General features: G+C 69.8%; 14 protein-coding genes. 2 read left to right on the top strand and 12 right to left on the bottom strand.

What is annotated here, in order from left to right:
• Window positions 1-5 precede the first annotated feature (5 nt).
• From fabZ to PKE85_RS03150, 11 genes are all read right to left on the bottom strand, one after another.
• Window positions 6-494 (bottom strand): 3-hydroxyacyl-ACP dehydratase FabZ, encoded by a 489-nt coding sequence (fabZ, locus tag PKE85_RS03200; protein ID WP_271203342.1) that lies wholly within the window; start codon window positions 492-494, stop codon window positions 6-8.
• Complete coding sequence (lpxD, locus tag PKE85_RS03195) at window positions 491-1564, bottom strand: UDP-3-O-(3-hydroxymyristoyl)glucosamine N-acyltransferase (protein ID WP_271203341.1); 1074 nt, start codon at window positions 1562-1564, stop codon at window positions 491-493. Before lpxD ends, fabZ begins: the two co-directional genes overlap by 4 nt.
• A 93-nt stretch (window positions 1565-1657) precedes the next feature.
• Window positions 1658-4048 carry an outer membrane protein assembly factor BamA gene (gene bamA, locus PKE85_RS03190; RefSeq protein WP_271203340.1) on the bottom strand — a complete coding sequence of 797 codons (2391 nt, stop codon included), beginning with the start codon at window positions 4046-4048 and terminating at the stop codon, window positions 1658-1660.
• 185 nt (window positions 4049-4233) lie between these two features.
• On the bottom strand, window positions 4234-5382 hold the full coding sequence (gene rseP / locus PKE85_RS03185) for an RIP metalloprotease RseP (protein WP_271203339.1): 1149 nt from the start codon (window positions 5380-5382) through the stop codon (window positions 4234-4236).
• 50 nt (window positions 5383-5432) lie between these two features.
• Window positions 5433-6623 (bottom strand): 1-deoxy-D-xylulose-5-phosphate reductoisomerase, encoded by a 1191-nt coding sequence (gene dxr, locus PKE85_RS03180; protein WP_271203338.1) that lies wholly within the window; start codon window positions 6621-6623, stop codon window positions 5433-5435.
• Window positions 6617-7471, bottom strand: a complete 855-nt coding sequence (locus PKE85_RS03175) for a phosphatidate cytidylyltransferase (RefSeq protein ID WP_271203337.1) — start codon at window positions 7469-7471, stop codon at window positions 6617-6619. Before PKE85_RS03175 ends, dxr begins: the two co-directional genes overlap by 7 nt.
• Window positions 7468-8235, bottom strand: coding sequence for an isoprenyl transferase (locus tag PKE85_RS03170; protein WP_428981307.1), 768 nt, complete (start codon window positions 8233-8235; stop codon window positions 7468-7470). Before PKE85_RS03170 ends, PKE85_RS03175 begins: the two co-directional genes overlap by 4 nt.
• Window positions 8236-8280: 45 nt before the next feature.
• Window positions 8281-8841, bottom strand: a complete 561-nt coding sequence (gene frr / locus PKE85_RS03165) for a ribosome recycling factor (protein ID WP_271203335.1) — start codon at window positions 8839-8841, stop codon at window positions 8281-8283.
• Between the two features lie 39 nt (window positions 8842-8880).
• Complete coding sequence (pyrH, locus tag PKE85_RS03160) at window positions 8881-9606, bottom strand: UMP kinase (RefSeq protein WP_271203334.1); 726 nt, start codon at window positions 9604-9606, stop codon at window positions 8881-8883.
• Window positions 9607-9629: 23 nt separating this feature from the next.
• On the bottom strand, window positions 9630-10556 hold the full coding sequence (gene tsf / locus PKE85_RS03155; protein WP_271203333.1) for a translation elongation factor Ts: 927 nt from the start codon (window positions 10554-10556) through the stop codon (window positions 9630-9632).
• 121 nt (window positions 10557-10677) lie between these two features.
• Entirely contained in the window at window positions 10678-11703 is a 1026-nt protein-coding gene (locus PKE85_RS03150; RefSeq protein WP_271203332.1) for a 30S ribosomal protein S2, read from the bottom strand.
• 242 nt (window positions 11704-11945) lie between these two features.
• Here PKE85_RS03150 and PKE85_RS03145 point away from each other — a divergent pair, with 242 nt between their 5' ends.
• Window positions 11946-12833 (top strand): TrmH family RNA methyltransferase, encoded by an 888-nt coding sequence (locus tag PKE85_RS03145; RefSeq protein WP_271203331.1) that lies wholly within the window; start codon window positions 11946-11948, stop codon window positions 12831-12833.
• Here the strand turns inward: PKE85_RS03145 and PKE85_RS03140 are convergent.
• Complete coding sequence (locus PKE85_RS03140) at window positions 12808-13014, bottom strand: hypothetical protein (protein ID WP_271203330.1); 207 nt, start codon at window positions 13012-13014, stop codon at window positions 12808-12810. The genes PKE85_RS03145 and PKE85_RS03140 overlap by 26 nt on opposite strands.
• Window positions 13015-13540: 526 nt before the next feature.
• On the opposite strand from PKE85_RS03140, the gene PKE85_RS03135 reads away from it, so the two are divergent.
• A complete protein-coding gene (locus PKE85_RS03135) occupies window positions 13541-15208 on the top strand; it encodes an MFS transporter (protein ID WP_428981306.1) in 1668 nt (555 codons plus the stop codon).
• The last annotated feature ends 22 nt before the right edge of the window (window positions 15209-15230 follow it).

Genomic DNA, 15230 nt, shown 5'->3' with positions numbered 1-15230 from the left:
TCGCGTCAGTCGTTGTTGTGGACCAGCATGGCGGAGACTTCCGCCTCGCAGACCAGCACGCCGTCCACCTTGGCCTCGCCGCGGAACCACCACATGTTGGCGCGCTTCTTGATCTGGGTCATGTGGAACTTCACCACGTCGCCGGGCACGACCGGCTTGCGGAACTTGGCCTTGTCGATGGTCATGAAATAGACGATCCGCGGCGCGCTCGGGGCGGTGCGGGCCGCCACGCACATGGCGCCTGCGGTCTGGGCCATGCCCTCGATCAGCAGCACGCCCGGCATCACCGGCTGGCCCGGGAAATGGCCCTGGAAGTGCGGCTCGTTGAAGGTGACGTTCTTGACGCCGATGCCGGACCGGTCGCCGTCGATCTCCACGATCCGGTCCACCAGCAGGAACGGATAGCGGTGCGGCAGATAGGCCATGATAGTCTGGATGTCGGCGGCGCCCAGCGTCTTGGGCCCTTCCGGAGCGGTGGTTTCGACCTCGGTCATGATGCTGAACCTTCCGACGCGTCGGACGCCGGCCGCGACCGCTTCTCCGACGCCAAACGCTTCAATGTGGTCATCTCGCGGAACCAGTCCCGAACCGGCTTCGCGGGCGTGCCGCCCCAGCGGGCGCCCGGGGGAACGTCTTCGCGCACGTTGCTGGAGCCCGCGATCTGCGCCCCCATGCCGATGCGCACATGGCCGACGACGCCCACATGGCCGCCGAGAACCACGAAATCCTCCAGCGTGGTGCTGCCGGATATGCCGACCTGGGCCACGATCACGCAATGCCGGCCGACCACCACGTTGTGGGCGATCTGCACCAGATTGTCGATCTTGGTTCCCTCGCCGATCACCGTGTCGCGGTTCGCGCCGCGGTCGATGGTGGTGTTGGCGCCGATCTCCACGTCGTCCTGAACGATGACGCGGCCGATCTGCGGCACCTTCAGATGTCCGCCCGGACCCATGGCGAAGCCGAAGCCGTCCTGCCCGATGCGCGCGCCCTGATGGATGATGACCCGGTCGCCCAGCAGCGCGTGGACCACGGTCGCGCCCGGCCCGAGCGTGCTGTCGCGGCCGATGCGCACGTCCGGCCCGACGACCGCGTTGGCGCAGATCACCGCGCCGCGGCCGATCTCCGCCCGCGGGCCGATGACCGCGCCCGGATCGACCGTGACGTCGGCCTCGAGCCGCGCTTGCGGATGCACCACCGCGCCCGGCGCGACGCCGGGGCCGAACACAGGCTGAGGCCGGGACGCCGCCGGATAGAGCGCGGCCGCCACGCGCGCGAACGCCCGGTAGGGCTCCGGCGAGACCAGCGTCACCAGACCGGGCGGCGCCCTGTCCAGAAACTTCGGCGCCAGCAGGCAGGCGCCGGCGCGGCTGGCGGCGAGGCCCGCCGCGTAGGCCGGATTGTCGAGGAAGGTCAGGTCCGCCGGTCCCGCCCGATCGATCGGCCCGATTCCGGAGATCGACACCGCCTCGCCGTCGCCCTCGCGCACGGCGGCGCCGGTGATCGCGAGCAGGCGCTCAAGGGTGAGCGGTTCGGGTCTGGCGAAGAAGCGCGGTTCGATCATGGGGCTCGCAAAGGAAGGCCGCAGACGCGAACGGGCGGCGGATGATGGTCCGCCGCCCGTTTAGAAGATTTTCCGTCCCGTCGGAAGCGGCGATTAGAAGCGCGTGCCGCCCGAGAAGCGGAAGAACTGGGTCTCGTCGTACTTCGCCTTGCTCAGCACATGGGCGAAGTCGAAGCGGATCGGGCCGAGCGGCGAGGTCCAGAGAATCGAGCCGCCCACCGAGGACCTGAGCTTCTTATCTTTGGTGTAGTCGACGTCGACGCCATCGAACCGCTTGATGCCTTCGTAACCGAACACCGTGCCGGCGTCCGCGAACACGGCGCCCTTCAAGCCCAGTTCCTTGGGCAGGCCGTAGATCGGGAACTGCACCTCGGCGGAAGCGCCGAAGTAGGTTGTGCCGCCAAGCGGATCCTCACTCGGGCTGTCCATGTCGCGGGGACCGAAGCCCTGCGGCTCGAAGCCGCGAACGATGTCCGGGCCGCCGGAGAAGTGGTCGAGCACCCGCAGCTTGTCGTCGCCCCAGGCGGCGATGTGGCCGCCCTGGACGCGGGCGATGCCGACCACGTCATCCCAGAACACCGGGTGGTAGTAGCGGGCGTCGAAGGTGCCGCGCACGAACTGGGTATCGCCGCCGAGGCCGGCCACGTCGCCCTTGAGTTCGGCGTAGAGACCTTCACGCGGATCGCGCGGATTGTCGACCGTGTTGTAGATCAGCGACAGACCGCCGAGCGAGGTCACGGTCTTGCCTTCCGCCTCCAGAAGCGCGACCGAGGCGCGGTCGTCATTCAGGACGCCGGCGGGGAAGTTCAGGTCTTCACCCGGACGCTTTCCCTCCTCCCAGAGGTTGTACTTGTTCGGAACCCTCAGGTCCTGCTGGTACAGCTGATAGCGCGTGCCGATCGAAATCTCTTCCGTGATCGGCAGGCCGAAACGCAGGCCGCCGCCATAGGTGTTGATGCGGTAGGACGAATACTCGGTCTCGTCCCGCTCCTTGGCGTAGAGGTCGATGCCGGCGGAGACGCGCGAACCGAGGAAATACGGCTCGGTGAACGAGAAGTCGAAGCCCTGCACCCGCTGGCCGAGCTGGGCCGCGACGCGCGCGTACTGGCCGCGGCCGAGGAAGTTGCGCTCGCCGAGCGCCACTTCGCCGATCACGCCGTCGGAGGTGGAGTAGCCGCCGGCCACGGAGAACTCGCCGGTGGGCTGGTCTTCCACGTCCACGTTCACGATCACCCGGTCGGGCGAGGAGCCCGGCTCGGTGGAGATGCGCACGTTCTTGAAGAAGCCCAGCGCCTTCAGGCGCCGCTCGGCGCGGTCGATGAAGATCTGGTTGTAGGCGTCGCCTTCGCCGAGGTCGAACTCGCGGCGGATGACGTAGTCGCGGGTGCGGGTGTTGCCGCGCACGTTGATGCGCTCGACGTACACCCGCGCGCCTTCCTCGACCACATAGGTGAGGTTGATGGTGCGGCTCTCGAAGTTGCGGTCGCCGCGCGGGCGAACCTGCGCGAAGGCGTAGCCGCGGGACGCGAGCTCAAGCGAAATCTGCTCGACCGACTTGTCCACGTCCTTGGCGGCGTAGACCGCCCCGGTGGAGGACTCCACCTTGCGCTGCAGCGTGGAGGCGTCGATCTCCGGAACGCTCGATTCCACGTTCACCGCCCCGAAGCGGTACTGCTGGCCTTCTTCGACCACGATGCTGAGCGTGAAGGCGTTCTTGTCGCGGTCCAGATTGGCGTTGGCCGAGACCACGCGGAAATCGGCGTAGCCGTTGTTGAGGTAGAAGCGACGGATAAGCTCCAGGTCCGCGTTGACGCGGTCCGGGTCGTAGACGTCGGACGACTTCAGCCAGCTCAGCCAGTTCGACTCGGTGGTCGTCATCTGGTCGCGCAGGGTGCCGTCGGAAAAGGCGTTGTTGCCCTCGAAGTTGATCGAGGAAATCTGGGTCTTGCCGCCTTCCTTGATCTCGAACACCAGATCGACGCGGCCGCTGGGCTGCGCGATGGTCTTTGCCTCGACGGACGCCTCGTAGCGGCCGGAGCGGCGGTAGATCTCGGAGATGCGCTGGCTGTCCGCCTGCACGATGGCCGGATTGAACGGCCCGCGCGGCTTGGACTGGACTTCGGCGGCGAGCACCGCGTCCTTGACCTTGGAGTTGCCCTCGAAGGCGACCCGGTTGATGACCTGGTTCTCGCTGACCGTCACCACGATGCCGCCGCCGGCGCGGGAGACGCGCACGTCGGAGAACAGGCCCGAGGCGTAGAGGCCTCGGATGCCTTCGTCGATGCGGGCCTGATCCAGAGGACCGCCGCTGAAGTAGGAGCGAACCGTTTCGGCGTCGACGCGCTGATTGCCGCGCACCGTGATGCCGCTGGCGCGCTGGGCGTGAGCCTCGGTCACCCCGGCGACCCAGAACCCCGCCCCGGCGACCACGGCGCCGACAGCGACCGAAGACGCGACGGCGAGGCGCCCGACAACTCGAACCATACGCTTCATGGGTTGACGGACCCTCATACCGTTAAGCGGACGGTCGCATCCGCTCAGAACCCCCGGATTCTGCGGTGCGACGCCGATCGCTTCTATCGAACTTTTACGCACGTGCAAACTCGCTACTCGACACAAGACCCACGTTTCGACGCCGCAGTGGCTGCGCAGACACGCTTACCCCGCCCTTATCCTAGCGAGGAAAGATGAACGATGTCATTCCATGTGGCGAAGATCATCAACATCAAAACCAGCGCCAGCCCGACCCGCATGCCGTACTCCTGCGCCCTCGGCCCGAGGGGCCGGCCGCGCACGGCCTCCAGCGCGTAGAACAGCAGGTGGCCGCCGTCGAGCATGGGCACCGGCATCAGGTTCAGCAGGCCGATCGAGACCGACAGGATCGCTGCGAGATTGATGAGGGCCACAAAGCCGAGCGAGGCCACGTCGCCGGAGGTCTTGGCGATGCGGATCGGCCCGCCGAGCTGGTCGGCGGATTCGCGGCCCGTGATCATGCGGCCGAGATAGGAGCCGGTGCTCGCCACCACGAACCACGTCTCCTTCGCGCCCTCCGCGATCGCCTCCAGCGGCCCGAAGGTCTGGTAGCGCACGTCGCCGGGCGTTGTGGAGCGGCTGATTCCGAGCAGGCCGATGCGGTGCTTGTTGCCGAAACCGTCGGTCATCTCCTGCAGCCGCGGCGTGGCGGTCAGGTCCCGCCGCTCGGCGCCGCGCTCGACCGTGATCACGAGGGCGCGCTCGGGGCTCGAAGACACGATGCGCTGCATGGCGTTGAACGACGAGATCGCCCCGCCGTCGATCGCCACCACCCGGTCGCCGGGGACGAATCCGGCCTCCGCCGCGGCGCTGCCGGGCTGCACCTGGTCGACGATGGCGTCGGTGACGGGGCGGCCCACCGTCATGAACACGGTCGCGAAGATGGCGATCGCGAGCAGGAAGTTGGCGAACGGCCCAGCCGCCACGATGGCGGCGCGGTTCTTCAGCGGCGCGTAGAAGAAGCTGCCCTCGCGCTCCCGCGGGCTCATGCGCTCCAGCGCGTCGGAGTCCGGAGTGCTGGCCGCGTCCTCGTCGCCGTAGAAGCGCACGTAGCCGCCGAGCGGAATCGCCGCCACGCGCCAGCGGGTGCCGTGGCGGTCGTTGAAGCCGAACAGCTCCGGCCCGAATCCGATCGAGAAGGCGAGCACCCGCACGCCCGACCAGCGGGCCACCAGGAAGTGGCCGAGCTCGTGGACGAACACCACCAGCGTCAGCACGAACAGAAACGGAATCAGATAGCCGAGCGTGGCGTAACCGGCGCCGAGCATCTCGTTCAGGAAGGTCATGGACAGGCCTCGTCCGCGCCGGCGCGACGGCGCGGGCGCTCCAACGTCTTTTAGTGCGCCCGAACCGCATCCCGTGGCAAGCGCCGCGCGGTGAGCGCCCGGGCGCTGGCGTCGAGCGCGATCGCCGCCTCGACGCTGTCCGGCGCGCGGGTGAGGCCATGGCGCGGGGCGTCCTCCAGCGCGCCCTCGACCAGGCGCGGGATGTCGCCGAAGCCGATCGCGCGGGCGAGGAAGGCGGCGACCGCCACCTCGTTGGCGGCGTTCAACACCGCGGGCGCCGCGCCGCCGGCGGCCAGCGCCTGCATGCAGAGCTTCAGCCCCGGAAAGCGCGTGAGGTCCGGCGCCTCGAAGGTCATGGCGCCGAGCTTCGCCAGATCAAGCCGCGCCGCCGGCGTCGTAAGCCGGTCGGGCCAGCCGAGCGTGTGGGCGATGGGCACCCGCATGTCCGGCGCCGCCAGGCCCGCGGTGACGGCGCCGTCCCGGAAGGTCACCAGCCCGTGGATCGCCGACTGGGGATGGACCACCACGTCGAGCCGATCGCCGTCGACGCCAAAAAGGTGATGAGCCTCAATCAGTTCGAGGCCTTTGTTCATCAGGGTCGCGGAATCGATCGTGATCTTCGCGCCCATGGTCCAGGTGGGATGGCGCAGTGCGTCCTCGGGCGTCGCCGCGGCGATGCGGGCCGCGTCCCACTGGCGGAACGGGCCGCCCGAGGCCGTCAGCGTCATGCGCTCCACGTCGTCCACGCTCTGGCCGCCCAGCGCCTGCAGCAGGGCGTTGTGCTCGCTGTCCACCGGCAGCAGCGTGGCGCCGGCGCGGGCGACTTCGGCCATGAAGGCCTCGCCGGCGCAGACCAGGCACTCCTTGGTGGCGAGCGCCACCGCCCCGCCCCGCCGCACCGCGGCGATGGTGGGGGCGAGGCCGGCCGCGCCCGAGATCGCGGCCATGGTCCAGTCCACCGGGACCGCGGCCGCGTCCAGCGCGGCGAGAGCGCCGGCTGCGGCCTCGATTCCCGAACCGTCGAGCGCGGCCTTCAGCGCCGGCCCGGCGCGCTCGTCCGCCAGCACGGCCCGGCGCGCGCCGACCCGGCGGGCGACGGCGGCTAGACCCGCCGCGTCCGAACGGGCGACCACGGCCTGAACCGAGAACAGGTCGAGGTTGCGTTCCAGCAGGTCGATGGTGGCGAGGCCGACCGATCCGGTGGCGCCGAGCACGGTGACGCTGCGTTTGGCGGTCACCATCGCAGCAGCCCCTGCGCCGCCCCGTCCCAGCCGCCGCGCGACAGCCCGATCAGCGCGGCCACCGTGGCGGCGACGAGAAAACCGTCCAGACGGTCCATGGCGCCGCCATGGCCGGGGATGAGATGACCCGAATCCTTCGCGCCATAGCGGCGCTTGGCGCCGGATTCGAACAGGTCGCCCAGGATGACGGCGACCGCCGCCGCCAGCCCCACCAGCGCCACGGGCGCGAGATGGCCGACGCCTCCGGCGGCGGCGACCGCGACGCCGGCCGCGGGCCCCAGAATCGCGCCGCCCAGCGCGCCGGACCACGTCTTCTTCGGCGACAGCCGGGGCGCGAGCTTGGGGCCGCCGAACGTGCGGCCCGAGGCGTAGGCCGCGATGTCGGTTCCCCACACCACCGCGAACAGCCAGAGCAGGGCGAGCATCCCGTCCTGCGGATCGGTCCGCAGCAGGAGCGGGCCGAGAAACACCGCCGCGCCATAGAGCACGCCGAATCCGGCGCCCCAGGCCGGCCGCGCAAGCGCCCCCGCCCCGACGGCGCCCAGCGCGAGCGCCGCGAGCCAGAGCAGGCCGCCGAGGCCCCAGCCGACCGAGGCGCCGTACAGCGCCCCGATCACGCCGAGCGCCACCGCGACCGCGCCGGCCGCGCGCCGTCGCGCCGCAGGATCAGGCGTCGCGAGCCACGCCCATTCCGCGCCGACCGCGCAGCCGGCGGCGATCCAGAACAGGCCGAACAGCGGCCCGCCCAGCCAGGCGACGCCGAGCGCGAGCGCGGCCATCACCACGCCGGACAGCACCCGCAGCGTGAGCTCCGAAGGGCGTTTGTCGCCGGAGGAGGATGAGATCATGCGCCAGCCCGCTCCCCGCGCCCGCCGAAGCGGCGCTGGCGGGCCTGGAAGCTCTCCAGCGCGCCCTCGAACGCCGCGCGGTCGAAGTCCGGCCAGTGGATCGGCAGGAACACGTATTCGGCGTAGGCCGACTGCCAGAGCAGGAAATTGGAGATGCGCTGCTCGCCGCTGGTGCGGATCACCAGATCCGGGTCCGGCAGGTCCGGCGCGTGCAGGCGGCGGGCGACGGCCTCCACGTCCACGGCCTCGGGGTCGAGCCGTCCCGCGGCGACGTCGCGCGCGATGGCGCGGGCGGCGGCGGCGATCTCCTGCCGTCCGCCGTAGTTGAACGCCACGACCAGAGTCAGCGCCGTGTTGGCGCGGGTGGTGGACTCCGCCTCCTCCAGCAGCGCCGCGATGTCGGCGGGCAGCCCCGCCCGCTCGCCGATGACCCGCACGCGCACGCCGGCCTTGCGCAGCTCGGCGAGGTCGCGGCGCACGAACAGGCGCAGCAGGTTCATCAGGTCGCTGACCTCGTCCTGAGGCCGCGACCAGTTCTCGGAGGAGAAGCTGTAGACGGTGAGGTAGCGCACGCCCAGATCGCCGGCGGCGCGTATGGCGCGGCGCAGCGCCTCGACGCCCCGCCGGTGCCCCTCCGCGCGGGGCAGGCCGCGCTGGGCGGCCCAGCGGCCGTTGCCGTCCATGATGACGGCCACATGGGCGGGCGGCTGGACCGCTCCAGCGCCTTGGTCGACCGCCCGTCCCGGCGCGTCAGTGGACATCATGGCGGTCCGCACGTGTTGGAGGGGCCGAAGAGGCCGGCGGCGGCGTCAGACCTGAAGGATGTCCTTTTCCTTCGCGGCGACGGCCTGATCGACCTCCGCGATGGCGGCGTCGGTGGCCTTCTGGACCTGATCGGCGAACCGGGACTGATCGTCCTCGCTGATGTCGCCGTCCTTCTCCGCCTTCTTCAGCGTGTCGAGGCCGTCGCGGCGCACATGGCGCACGGCGACGCGGGCGCTTTCGGCGTATTTGTGGGCGACCTTCACCAGCTCCTTGCGCCGGTCGGCGTTCAGCTCCGGCAGCGGGATGCGCAGAAGCTGGCCCTCGGTGATCGGATTGAGGCCGAGATTGGCCTCGCGGATCGCCTTTTCAACCGGGCCAACCATGGAGCGGTCCCACACCTGCACGTTCAGCATGCGCGCCTCGGGCACGCTCACCGTCGCCACCTGGTTGAGGGGCATCTCCGCGCCGTAGGCCGACACCGTGACCGGATCGAGCAGGCTGGCGGAGGCGCGGCCGGTGCGCAGGCCCGCGAGGTCGGTCTTGAGCGAATTGACCGCGCCCTGCATGCGGCGCTTGACGTCGTCGAGATCGAAGGGTCCGGACATGGGGTTGGGCTCCTGACGTTCGGGCGGTTCGTCCGCCTCTCAGCTCGCGACGGTGGTGGCGCGTCCGCCTCCGCACACGACCGCGGGGATCGAGCCCGGCTCGTGAATGGAGAAGACGATTACCGGAAGCGCGTTCTCGCGCGCAAGCGCGAAGGCCGCGGCGTCCATGACCTTGAGGTCCCGCTGCAGCACCTCGTCATGGGTCAGCCGATCGAGGCGGGTGGCGGTGGGGTCCTTCTTGGGGTCGGCGGTGTAGATGCCGTCCACCTGGGTCGCCTTCAGCAGCGCCTCGCAGCCGGTTTCGACCGCGCGCAGGGCGGCGGCCGTGTCGGTGGTGAAAAAGGGGTTGCCGGTGCCGGCCGCGAACAGCACCACGCGCTGGCGGTCGAGATGGGCGAGCGCGCGGGGCCGCGTGTAGGTCTCGCACACCGCCGGCATGTCGAGCGCGGACAGAACCCGCGCCTGCGTGCCCCGGCGCATGATGGCGGCGGAGAGCGCGAGCGCGTTCATCACCGTCGCCAGCATGCCCATGTAGTCGCCCGTGGCGCGGTCCACCCCCTGCGAGGAGACCTGGACGCCACGGAAGATGTTGCCGCCGCCCACGACGACGCCGACCTCGACGCCGAGGGCCTGCGTCGCGGCGATGTCCGCCGCGATCGCTTCGACGGTCGGCTGGTGCAGGCCGAAGCCCTGCGGGCCCATCAGGGCCTCGCCCGAGACCTTGACCAGCACCCGCTTGTAGATGGGCTGCGCCTGCTCCGTCATCGGGGCTCTCGCTCCCGCGGACGTCAGCGCGTGCCGGCCGCCGCGGCCACTTCGGCCGCGAAGTCGCTCTCTTCCTTCTCGACGCCTTCGCCGAGCGCGAGACGCACGAAGCCCGTCAGCTTGATCGGCGCGCCGACCTCGGCCTCGGCGGCCTTGATGGCCTGGGCCACGGTCTTGGAGCCGTCATGGATGAACGGCTGCTCCACAAGGGTCGCTTCCTTGAAGAAGGTCTTGATGCCGCTCTCGACGATCTTCTCGATCACGTTCTCGGGCTTGCCGCTCTCGCGAGCCTTGGAGGCCAGCACGCCCTTCTCGCGCTCGACGATCGCGGGATCGATGGAGGACGAGTCGAGGCCCTGCGGGTTGGTTGCGGCCACATGCATGGCGACCTGACGGCCGAGCGCCGAGAGCGCCTCCGCCTTGCCCTCGGACTCGAGGCCGACCAGCACGGCGATCTTGCCGAGGTTCGGGGCGACCTGGCCGTGGACGTAGGAGCCGATGACGCCCTGCGACACCGACAGCGCGGCGGCGCGACGCAGCGTCATGTTCTCGCCGATCTTGCCGATGGTGGCCTGGACCTTCTCGGCGACCGTGCCGCCGCCCGGATAGGCGGCCGCCTCGATCGCGGCGGTCTCGGCGCCGGCGGTCAGGGCGACGGTGGCGATGGACGACACCATGTCCTGGAATTCGGGGTTGCGGGCCACGAAGTCGGTCTCGGAGTTCACCTCGACCGCGACGCCCTTGGCGCCGTCCACGGCGAGGGCGACCAGCCCCTCGGCGGCCACGCGGCCGGCCTTCTTGGCGGCCTTGGCGAGGCCCTTCTTGCGCAGCCAGTCGACCGCCGCCTCGATGTCGCCGTCCACTTCGGCGAGGGCGTTCTTGCAGTCCATCATGCCGGCGCCGGTCTTCTCGCGAAGCTCCTTCACCATTGCAGCGGTGATGTTGGCCATGTCGTCCTCTGAAACAGGCGCCGCCCGTTGGACGGGCGGCGATAAAATGTCCTCAAAACGGCGACGCGCGGACGACGGGTGACCGCCGCCCCGCGCCGCCGTCGACGGCGTCAGTCGAAGCTCAGGCCGCGAGGCCGGCGAGCAGCTCGCGCGCCTGGGCGATCCAGCCCTCGCGCTCGAAGCGGCCGTTGAGCTTGAGGTCGGCGTCGGCCTTGGCGACGTCCGCCGGGGTCATCGCCGCGATCTGCCAGTAGTGGTAGACGCCGTACTCGTTGAGCTTCTGCTCGAGCTGCGGGCCGACGCCCGACAGCTTGGCGAGATCGTCCGGCGCGCCGCGCGGCGCGGCCAGCAGCTCGAACGCCTCGAGCCCGCTCTCCTCGCCCTCGACCGCGGCCGGAGCCGGCACGTCGTCGATCACCGGATCGATCTGCTCGCCGAGATCGACGCCCAGGTCGCCCTGGCCGCGGCCGATGCCGTCGAGCGCGGCGCGGGCGATCAGGTCGCCGTAGAGCGCGAGCGCGCGGCCGGCGTCGTCGTTGCCCGGGATCGGATAGGTGATGCCCTCGGGGTCGGAGTTGGTGTCAAGGATGGCGGCCACCGGGATGCCGAGGCGGCGAGCCTCCTGCACGGCGATCTGCTCCTTGTTGGTGTCGATCACGAAGATCAGGTTGGGCAGGCCGCCCATGTCCTTGATGCCGCCGAGCGTCTTCTCGAGCTTGTCGCGCTCGCGGGACAGCGTCAGGCGCTCCTTCTTGGTGAAGCCCTGGGCTTCGCCGGACAGCATCTCTTCGAGCTTGCGCAGGCGCTGGATCGAACCGGAGATGGTCTTCCAGTTGGTCAGCATGCCGCCGAGCCAGCGGGCGTTGACGAAGTACTGGGCCGAACGGCGGGCGGAATCGGCCACCACTTCGGCGGCCTGGCGCTTGGTGCCCACGATCAGCACGCGGCCGCCGCCGGCGACCACGTCCGACACCGCCTGGAGAGCGCGGGCGAGCAGCGGCACGGTCTGGGCGAGGTCGATGATGTGGATGTTGTTGCGCGCGCCGAAGATGTAGGGCGCCATCTTCGGATTCCAGCGGTGCGCCTGATGGCCGAAGTGAACGCCGGCCTCGAGCAGCTGGCGCATGGTGAAATCGGGCAGAGCCATTAGAGTCGTCTTTCGTTCCGGTTGCCTCCGCGGGAGCCCGCCGGAGCTCGAACCGTTCGAGCCCGGCGCCGGAGCGGCTTGGATATCGCCGCCTGATGCCCGCGTGTGGGATGGCGCGGCTTATAGGCGGAAATCCGCGCCGAAGGCAAGACGATCCGGGCGTTTGCGGCCGGCGCGATTGCGCCCCGAGGCCGTGCGTGAGAAGAAGCGCCCTCTCTCCCAAGACATGAGCCGGACCGTCCATGCGCCCTCCCCGCCCGCCGAAGCCGTCCGACCGTTCCGGCGACGCGCCCTGGAGCGCCCGCGACGGCGGCAAGGGCCGCGCCTGGCGCGCCCGCGACGGCGGGGCCAAGTCGGGGGCGAAGCCCGGCCCCCGCGCCTTCCCGCGCGATCATGACGGCCCGGTGACGCTTTACGGCTTTCACAGCGTGGTGGAGGCGCTGTCCAACCCGAAGCGCAAGATCCTCAAGCTGATGGCGACCGAGAACGCGCTGGCGCGGCTCGCCGAGGCGGGCGTCCCCACCCGCGTCGAGCCCGAGGTGGTGCGTCCCGGCGCCATCGACCGGCTGCTGACGGCGGACGCGGTGCATCAGGGCCTCTATCTCGAGGCCGAAGCGCTGAAGATCCCGACGCTGAAGACGATTCCCGAAGATTCGCTGGTGCTGGTGCTCGACCAGATCACCGACCCGCACAATGTGGGCGCGATCGTGCGCACCGCCGCCGCCTTCGCGGTGGACGCCATCGTGACCACCGCGCGGCACAGCCCGGAGGCGACCGGCGTGCTGGCGAAAAGCGCCAGCGGCGGGCTGGAGCATGTGCCGCTGGTGCTGGTGCAGAATCTGGCCCGCGCGCTGGACGACCTCGGCGAGCGCGGCTTCCGCCGGATCGGGCTCGACTCGGAGGGGCCGGAGACGCTGGACGACACCCCGCTCGGGCAGGGCGGCGTGGCTCTGGTGCTGGGCGCCGAAGGCAAGGGCCTGCGCCAGCTCACCCGTCAGACCTGCGACGCCCTCGCCCGGCTCGACATGCCCGGCGCGATCAAGAGCCTGAACGTCTCCAACGCCGCCGCCATCGCCCTGCACTGCGTGCGGCGGGAGAAGCCGGTCAGCGCCGCGGCCCAAGCTGGTTGATGCGGCTGCCGGCGTCGCTGCGCACCGCCGGCGTCGAGACCGAGGGGGCCGGCCGGCGCAGGTCCCGGTTCACCCTGCCGAAAATGTCGTCCGTGTCGGGCCGTCCGGGCACGTTGAGCCGGCGCCCCCGCGTGTCGTAACGCGGCGGCGGCGGCGCGCGCCGGGCGGCCGGCGCCGTCATGCGAACCTCCGGCGTCCGCCGCGTGCGGCGCCACTCGCGGTCCGGTTTACCCGCCGGGCGCGTCACCGCGTTGGGCGCGGCCTCATAAGGCTCCGGGATGATCGACGGCGGCCGTTCGCCCGCCGCCGCTCCTTGAGCCGCGGCCAAGGTGAGGCCCGCGGCGCACAGGGCCGTGAATAAAAACTTAAAGAGCACTTCAAGAAGCCTTTTGTCGGTCGACGAGACGTTCCGCCATCTTGTATCTATGGGCTGCGGTCCCATGCGCCACCCCCCGGCGGCTTCGTCCGGGTGGCGCGCAAGACCCGTCCACTTGGGGAGACGCGTCCGGTTCGCAGGCCGGACGGCAATGGGAGAGACCACGCGGCGGCGCGCGCCGCGTCCTTAACGGCCCACGGCCGTCTTCATGAAAAAACGACGCCGCGACCTGCGGCTCATAAACGATAACGGGCGCGAGGCCAGCGCCCGACCAGCGAGGTGAACGCCAATGTCTGTCGCAAGCACGGCAATTGACGATCGAAAAAGGCCGATGACCCGCGAGGAGAAGAAAGTCATTCTCGCGTCGTCGCTCGGCACGGTTTTCGAGTGGTACGACTTCTATCTTTACGGCTCGCTCGCCGCCATCATCGGCGCGCAGTTCTTCAACGTTCTCGGCGCCGACGGCAAGCCGCTCTACGATGAAGCCACGCGCAACATCTTCGCGCTGCTCGCCTTCGCCGCCGGCTTCATCGTCCGTCCCTTCGGCGCGCTGGTGTTCGGCCGGATCGGCGACCTCGTCGGCCGCAAGTACACCTTCCTCGTCACCATCCTGCTGATGGGCGTGTCCACCTTCATCGTGGGCATCCTTCCGGGCGCGGCGGCGATCGGCATCGCGGCGCCGATCATCCTGATCGTGCTGCGCCTGCTGCAGGGCCTCGCGCTCGGCGGCGAATACGGCGGCGCGGCGACCTATGTGGCCGAGCACGCCCCGAACGGCCGGCGCGGCTTCTACACCTCGTGGATCCAGACCACCGCGACGCTCGGCCTGTTCCTGTCGCTGATCGTCATCCTGACCGTGCGCACCGTCATCGGCGAGGACGCGTTCAAGGAGTGGGGCTGGCGCATTCCGTTCCTGGTCTCGATCCTGCTGCTCGGCATCTCGGTCTGGATCCGCATGCAGCTTCAGGAATCGCCCGCCTTCAAGAAGATGAAGGAAGAAGGCACCGGCTCGAAGGCGCCGCTGTCGGAGTCCTTCGGCCAGTGGAAGAACGCCAAGATCGCCCTGATCGCGCTGCTCGGCCTCACCGCCGGCCAGGGCGTGGTGTGGTACACGGGCCAGTTCTACGCGCTGTTCTTCCTGCAATCGATCCTGAAGGTCGACGGCTACACCGCCAATCTGCTGATCGCCTGGTCGCTGCTGTTCGGCACCGGCTTCTTCGTGTTCTTCGGCGTCCTGTCCGACAAGATCGGCCGCAAGCCCATCATTCTCGGAGGCTGCCTGATCGCGGCGGTCAGCTACTTCACGCTGTTCCAGCAGATCACCACGCTCGCCAACCCGGCGCTTGAAAAGGCGATCGAGTCCGTCAAGGTCGAGGTCGTGGCCGATCCGGCCGAATGCGGCAGCCTGTTCAACCCGGTCGGCACCCGCAAATACACCGCGAACTGCGACGTGGCCCGCGACTTCCTGTCGAAGTCCTCGGTCCGATACGAAACCGTTCCGGCGCCCGCCGGCGCGCAGACGGAAATCCGGGTCAACGGCCAGGCGATCCCCTACGTCGCAGGCCCGGCCGCGGTTGAGACCAACAAGGCCGTCACCGCGGCGCTGCAGGGCGCGGGCTACCCGAAGGCCGGCGACCCGAGCATCGTGAAGATGGCGCATCCGTTCGACATCTTCCGCGCCCAGACCGCCGGCATCATCGGCGTGCTGTTCGTGCTGGTGCTGTTCGTGACCATGGTCTACGGCCCGATCGCGGCGGCGCTGGTGGAGCTGTTCCCGACCCGCATCCGCTACTCGTCCATGTCGCTGCCCTACCACATCGGCAACGGCTGGTTCGGCGGCCTGCTGCCGGCCACCGCCTTCGCCATGGTGGCCGCGACCGGCGACATCTACTACGGCCTCTGGTACCCGATCGTCATCGCCGTCATGACCTTCGTCATCGGCCTGCTGTTCGTGCCCGAGACCAAGGATCGCGACATCGAGACCTACGAGCACGCCTGATCCTTTCAGGCGCGCCCTAAAA

Source organism: Methylopila jiangsuensis (assembly GCF_027922305.1).
In the GTDB taxonomy this organism is placed as follows: domain Bacteria; phylum Pseudomonadota; class Alphaproteobacteria; order Rhizobiales; family Methylopilaceae; genus Methylopila; species Methylopila jiangsuensis.
This window is presented reverse-complemented; position numbering and strand designations above follow the sequence as displayed.

Bases quoted from the DNA above. Each gene is read 5' to 3' on its own strand.
- fabZ (WP_271203342.1), bottom strand. From the start codon at position 494: ATGACCGAGGTCGAAACCACCGCTCCGGAAGGGCCCAAGACGCTGGGC.
- lpxD (WP_271203341.1), bottom strand. From the start codon at position 1,564: ATGATCGAACCGCGCTTCTTCGCCAGACCCGAACCGCTCACCCTTGAG.
- bamA (WP_271203340.1), bottom strand. From the start codon at position 4,048: ATGGTTCGAGTTGTCGGGCGCCTCGCCGTCGCGTCTTCGGTCGCTGTC.
- rseP (WP_271203339.1), bottom strand. From the start codon at position 5,382: ATGACCTTCCTGAACGAGATGCTCGGCGCCGGTTACGCCACGCTCGGC.
- dxr (WP_271203338.1), bottom strand. From the start codon at position 6,623: ATGGTGACCGCCAAACGCAGCGTCACCGTGCTCGGCGCCACCGGATCG.
- PKE85_RS03175 (WP_271203337.1), bottom strand. From the start codon at position 7,471: ATGATCTCATCCTCCTCCGGCGACAAACGCCCTTCGGAGCTCACGCTG.
- PKE85_RS03170 (WP_428981307.1), bottom strand. From the start codon at position 8,235: ATGATGTCCACTGACGCGCCGGGACGGGCGGTCGACCAAGGCGCTGGA.
- frr (WP_271203335.1), bottom strand. From the start codon at position 8,841: ATGTCCGGACCCTTCGATCTCGACGACGTCAAGCGCCGCATGCAGGGC.
- pyrH (WP_271203334.1), bottom strand. From the start codon at position 9,606: ATGACGGAGCAGGCGCAGCCCATCTACAAGCGGGTGCTGGTCAAGGTC.
- tsf (WP_271203333.1), bottom strand. From the start codon at position 10,556: ATGGCCAACATCACCGCTGCAATGGTGAAGGAGCTTCGCGAGAAGACC.
- PKE85_RS03150 (WP_271203332.1), bottom strand. From the start codon at position 11,703: ATGGCTCTGCCCGATTTCACCATGCGCCAGCTGCTCGAGGCCGGCGTT.
- PKE85_RS03145 (WP_271203331.1), top strand. From the start codon at position 11,946: ATGCGCCCTCCCCGCCCGCCGAAGCCGTCCGACCGTTCCGGCGACGCG.
- PKE85_RS03140 (WP_271203330.1), bottom strand. From the start codon at position 13,014: ATGACGGCGCCGGCCGCCCGGCGCGCGCCGCCGCCGCCGCGTTACGAC.
- PKE85_RS03135 (WP_428981306.1), top strand. From the start codon at position 13,541: ATGACCCGCGAGGAGAAGAAAGTCATTCTCGCGTCGTCGCTCGGCACG.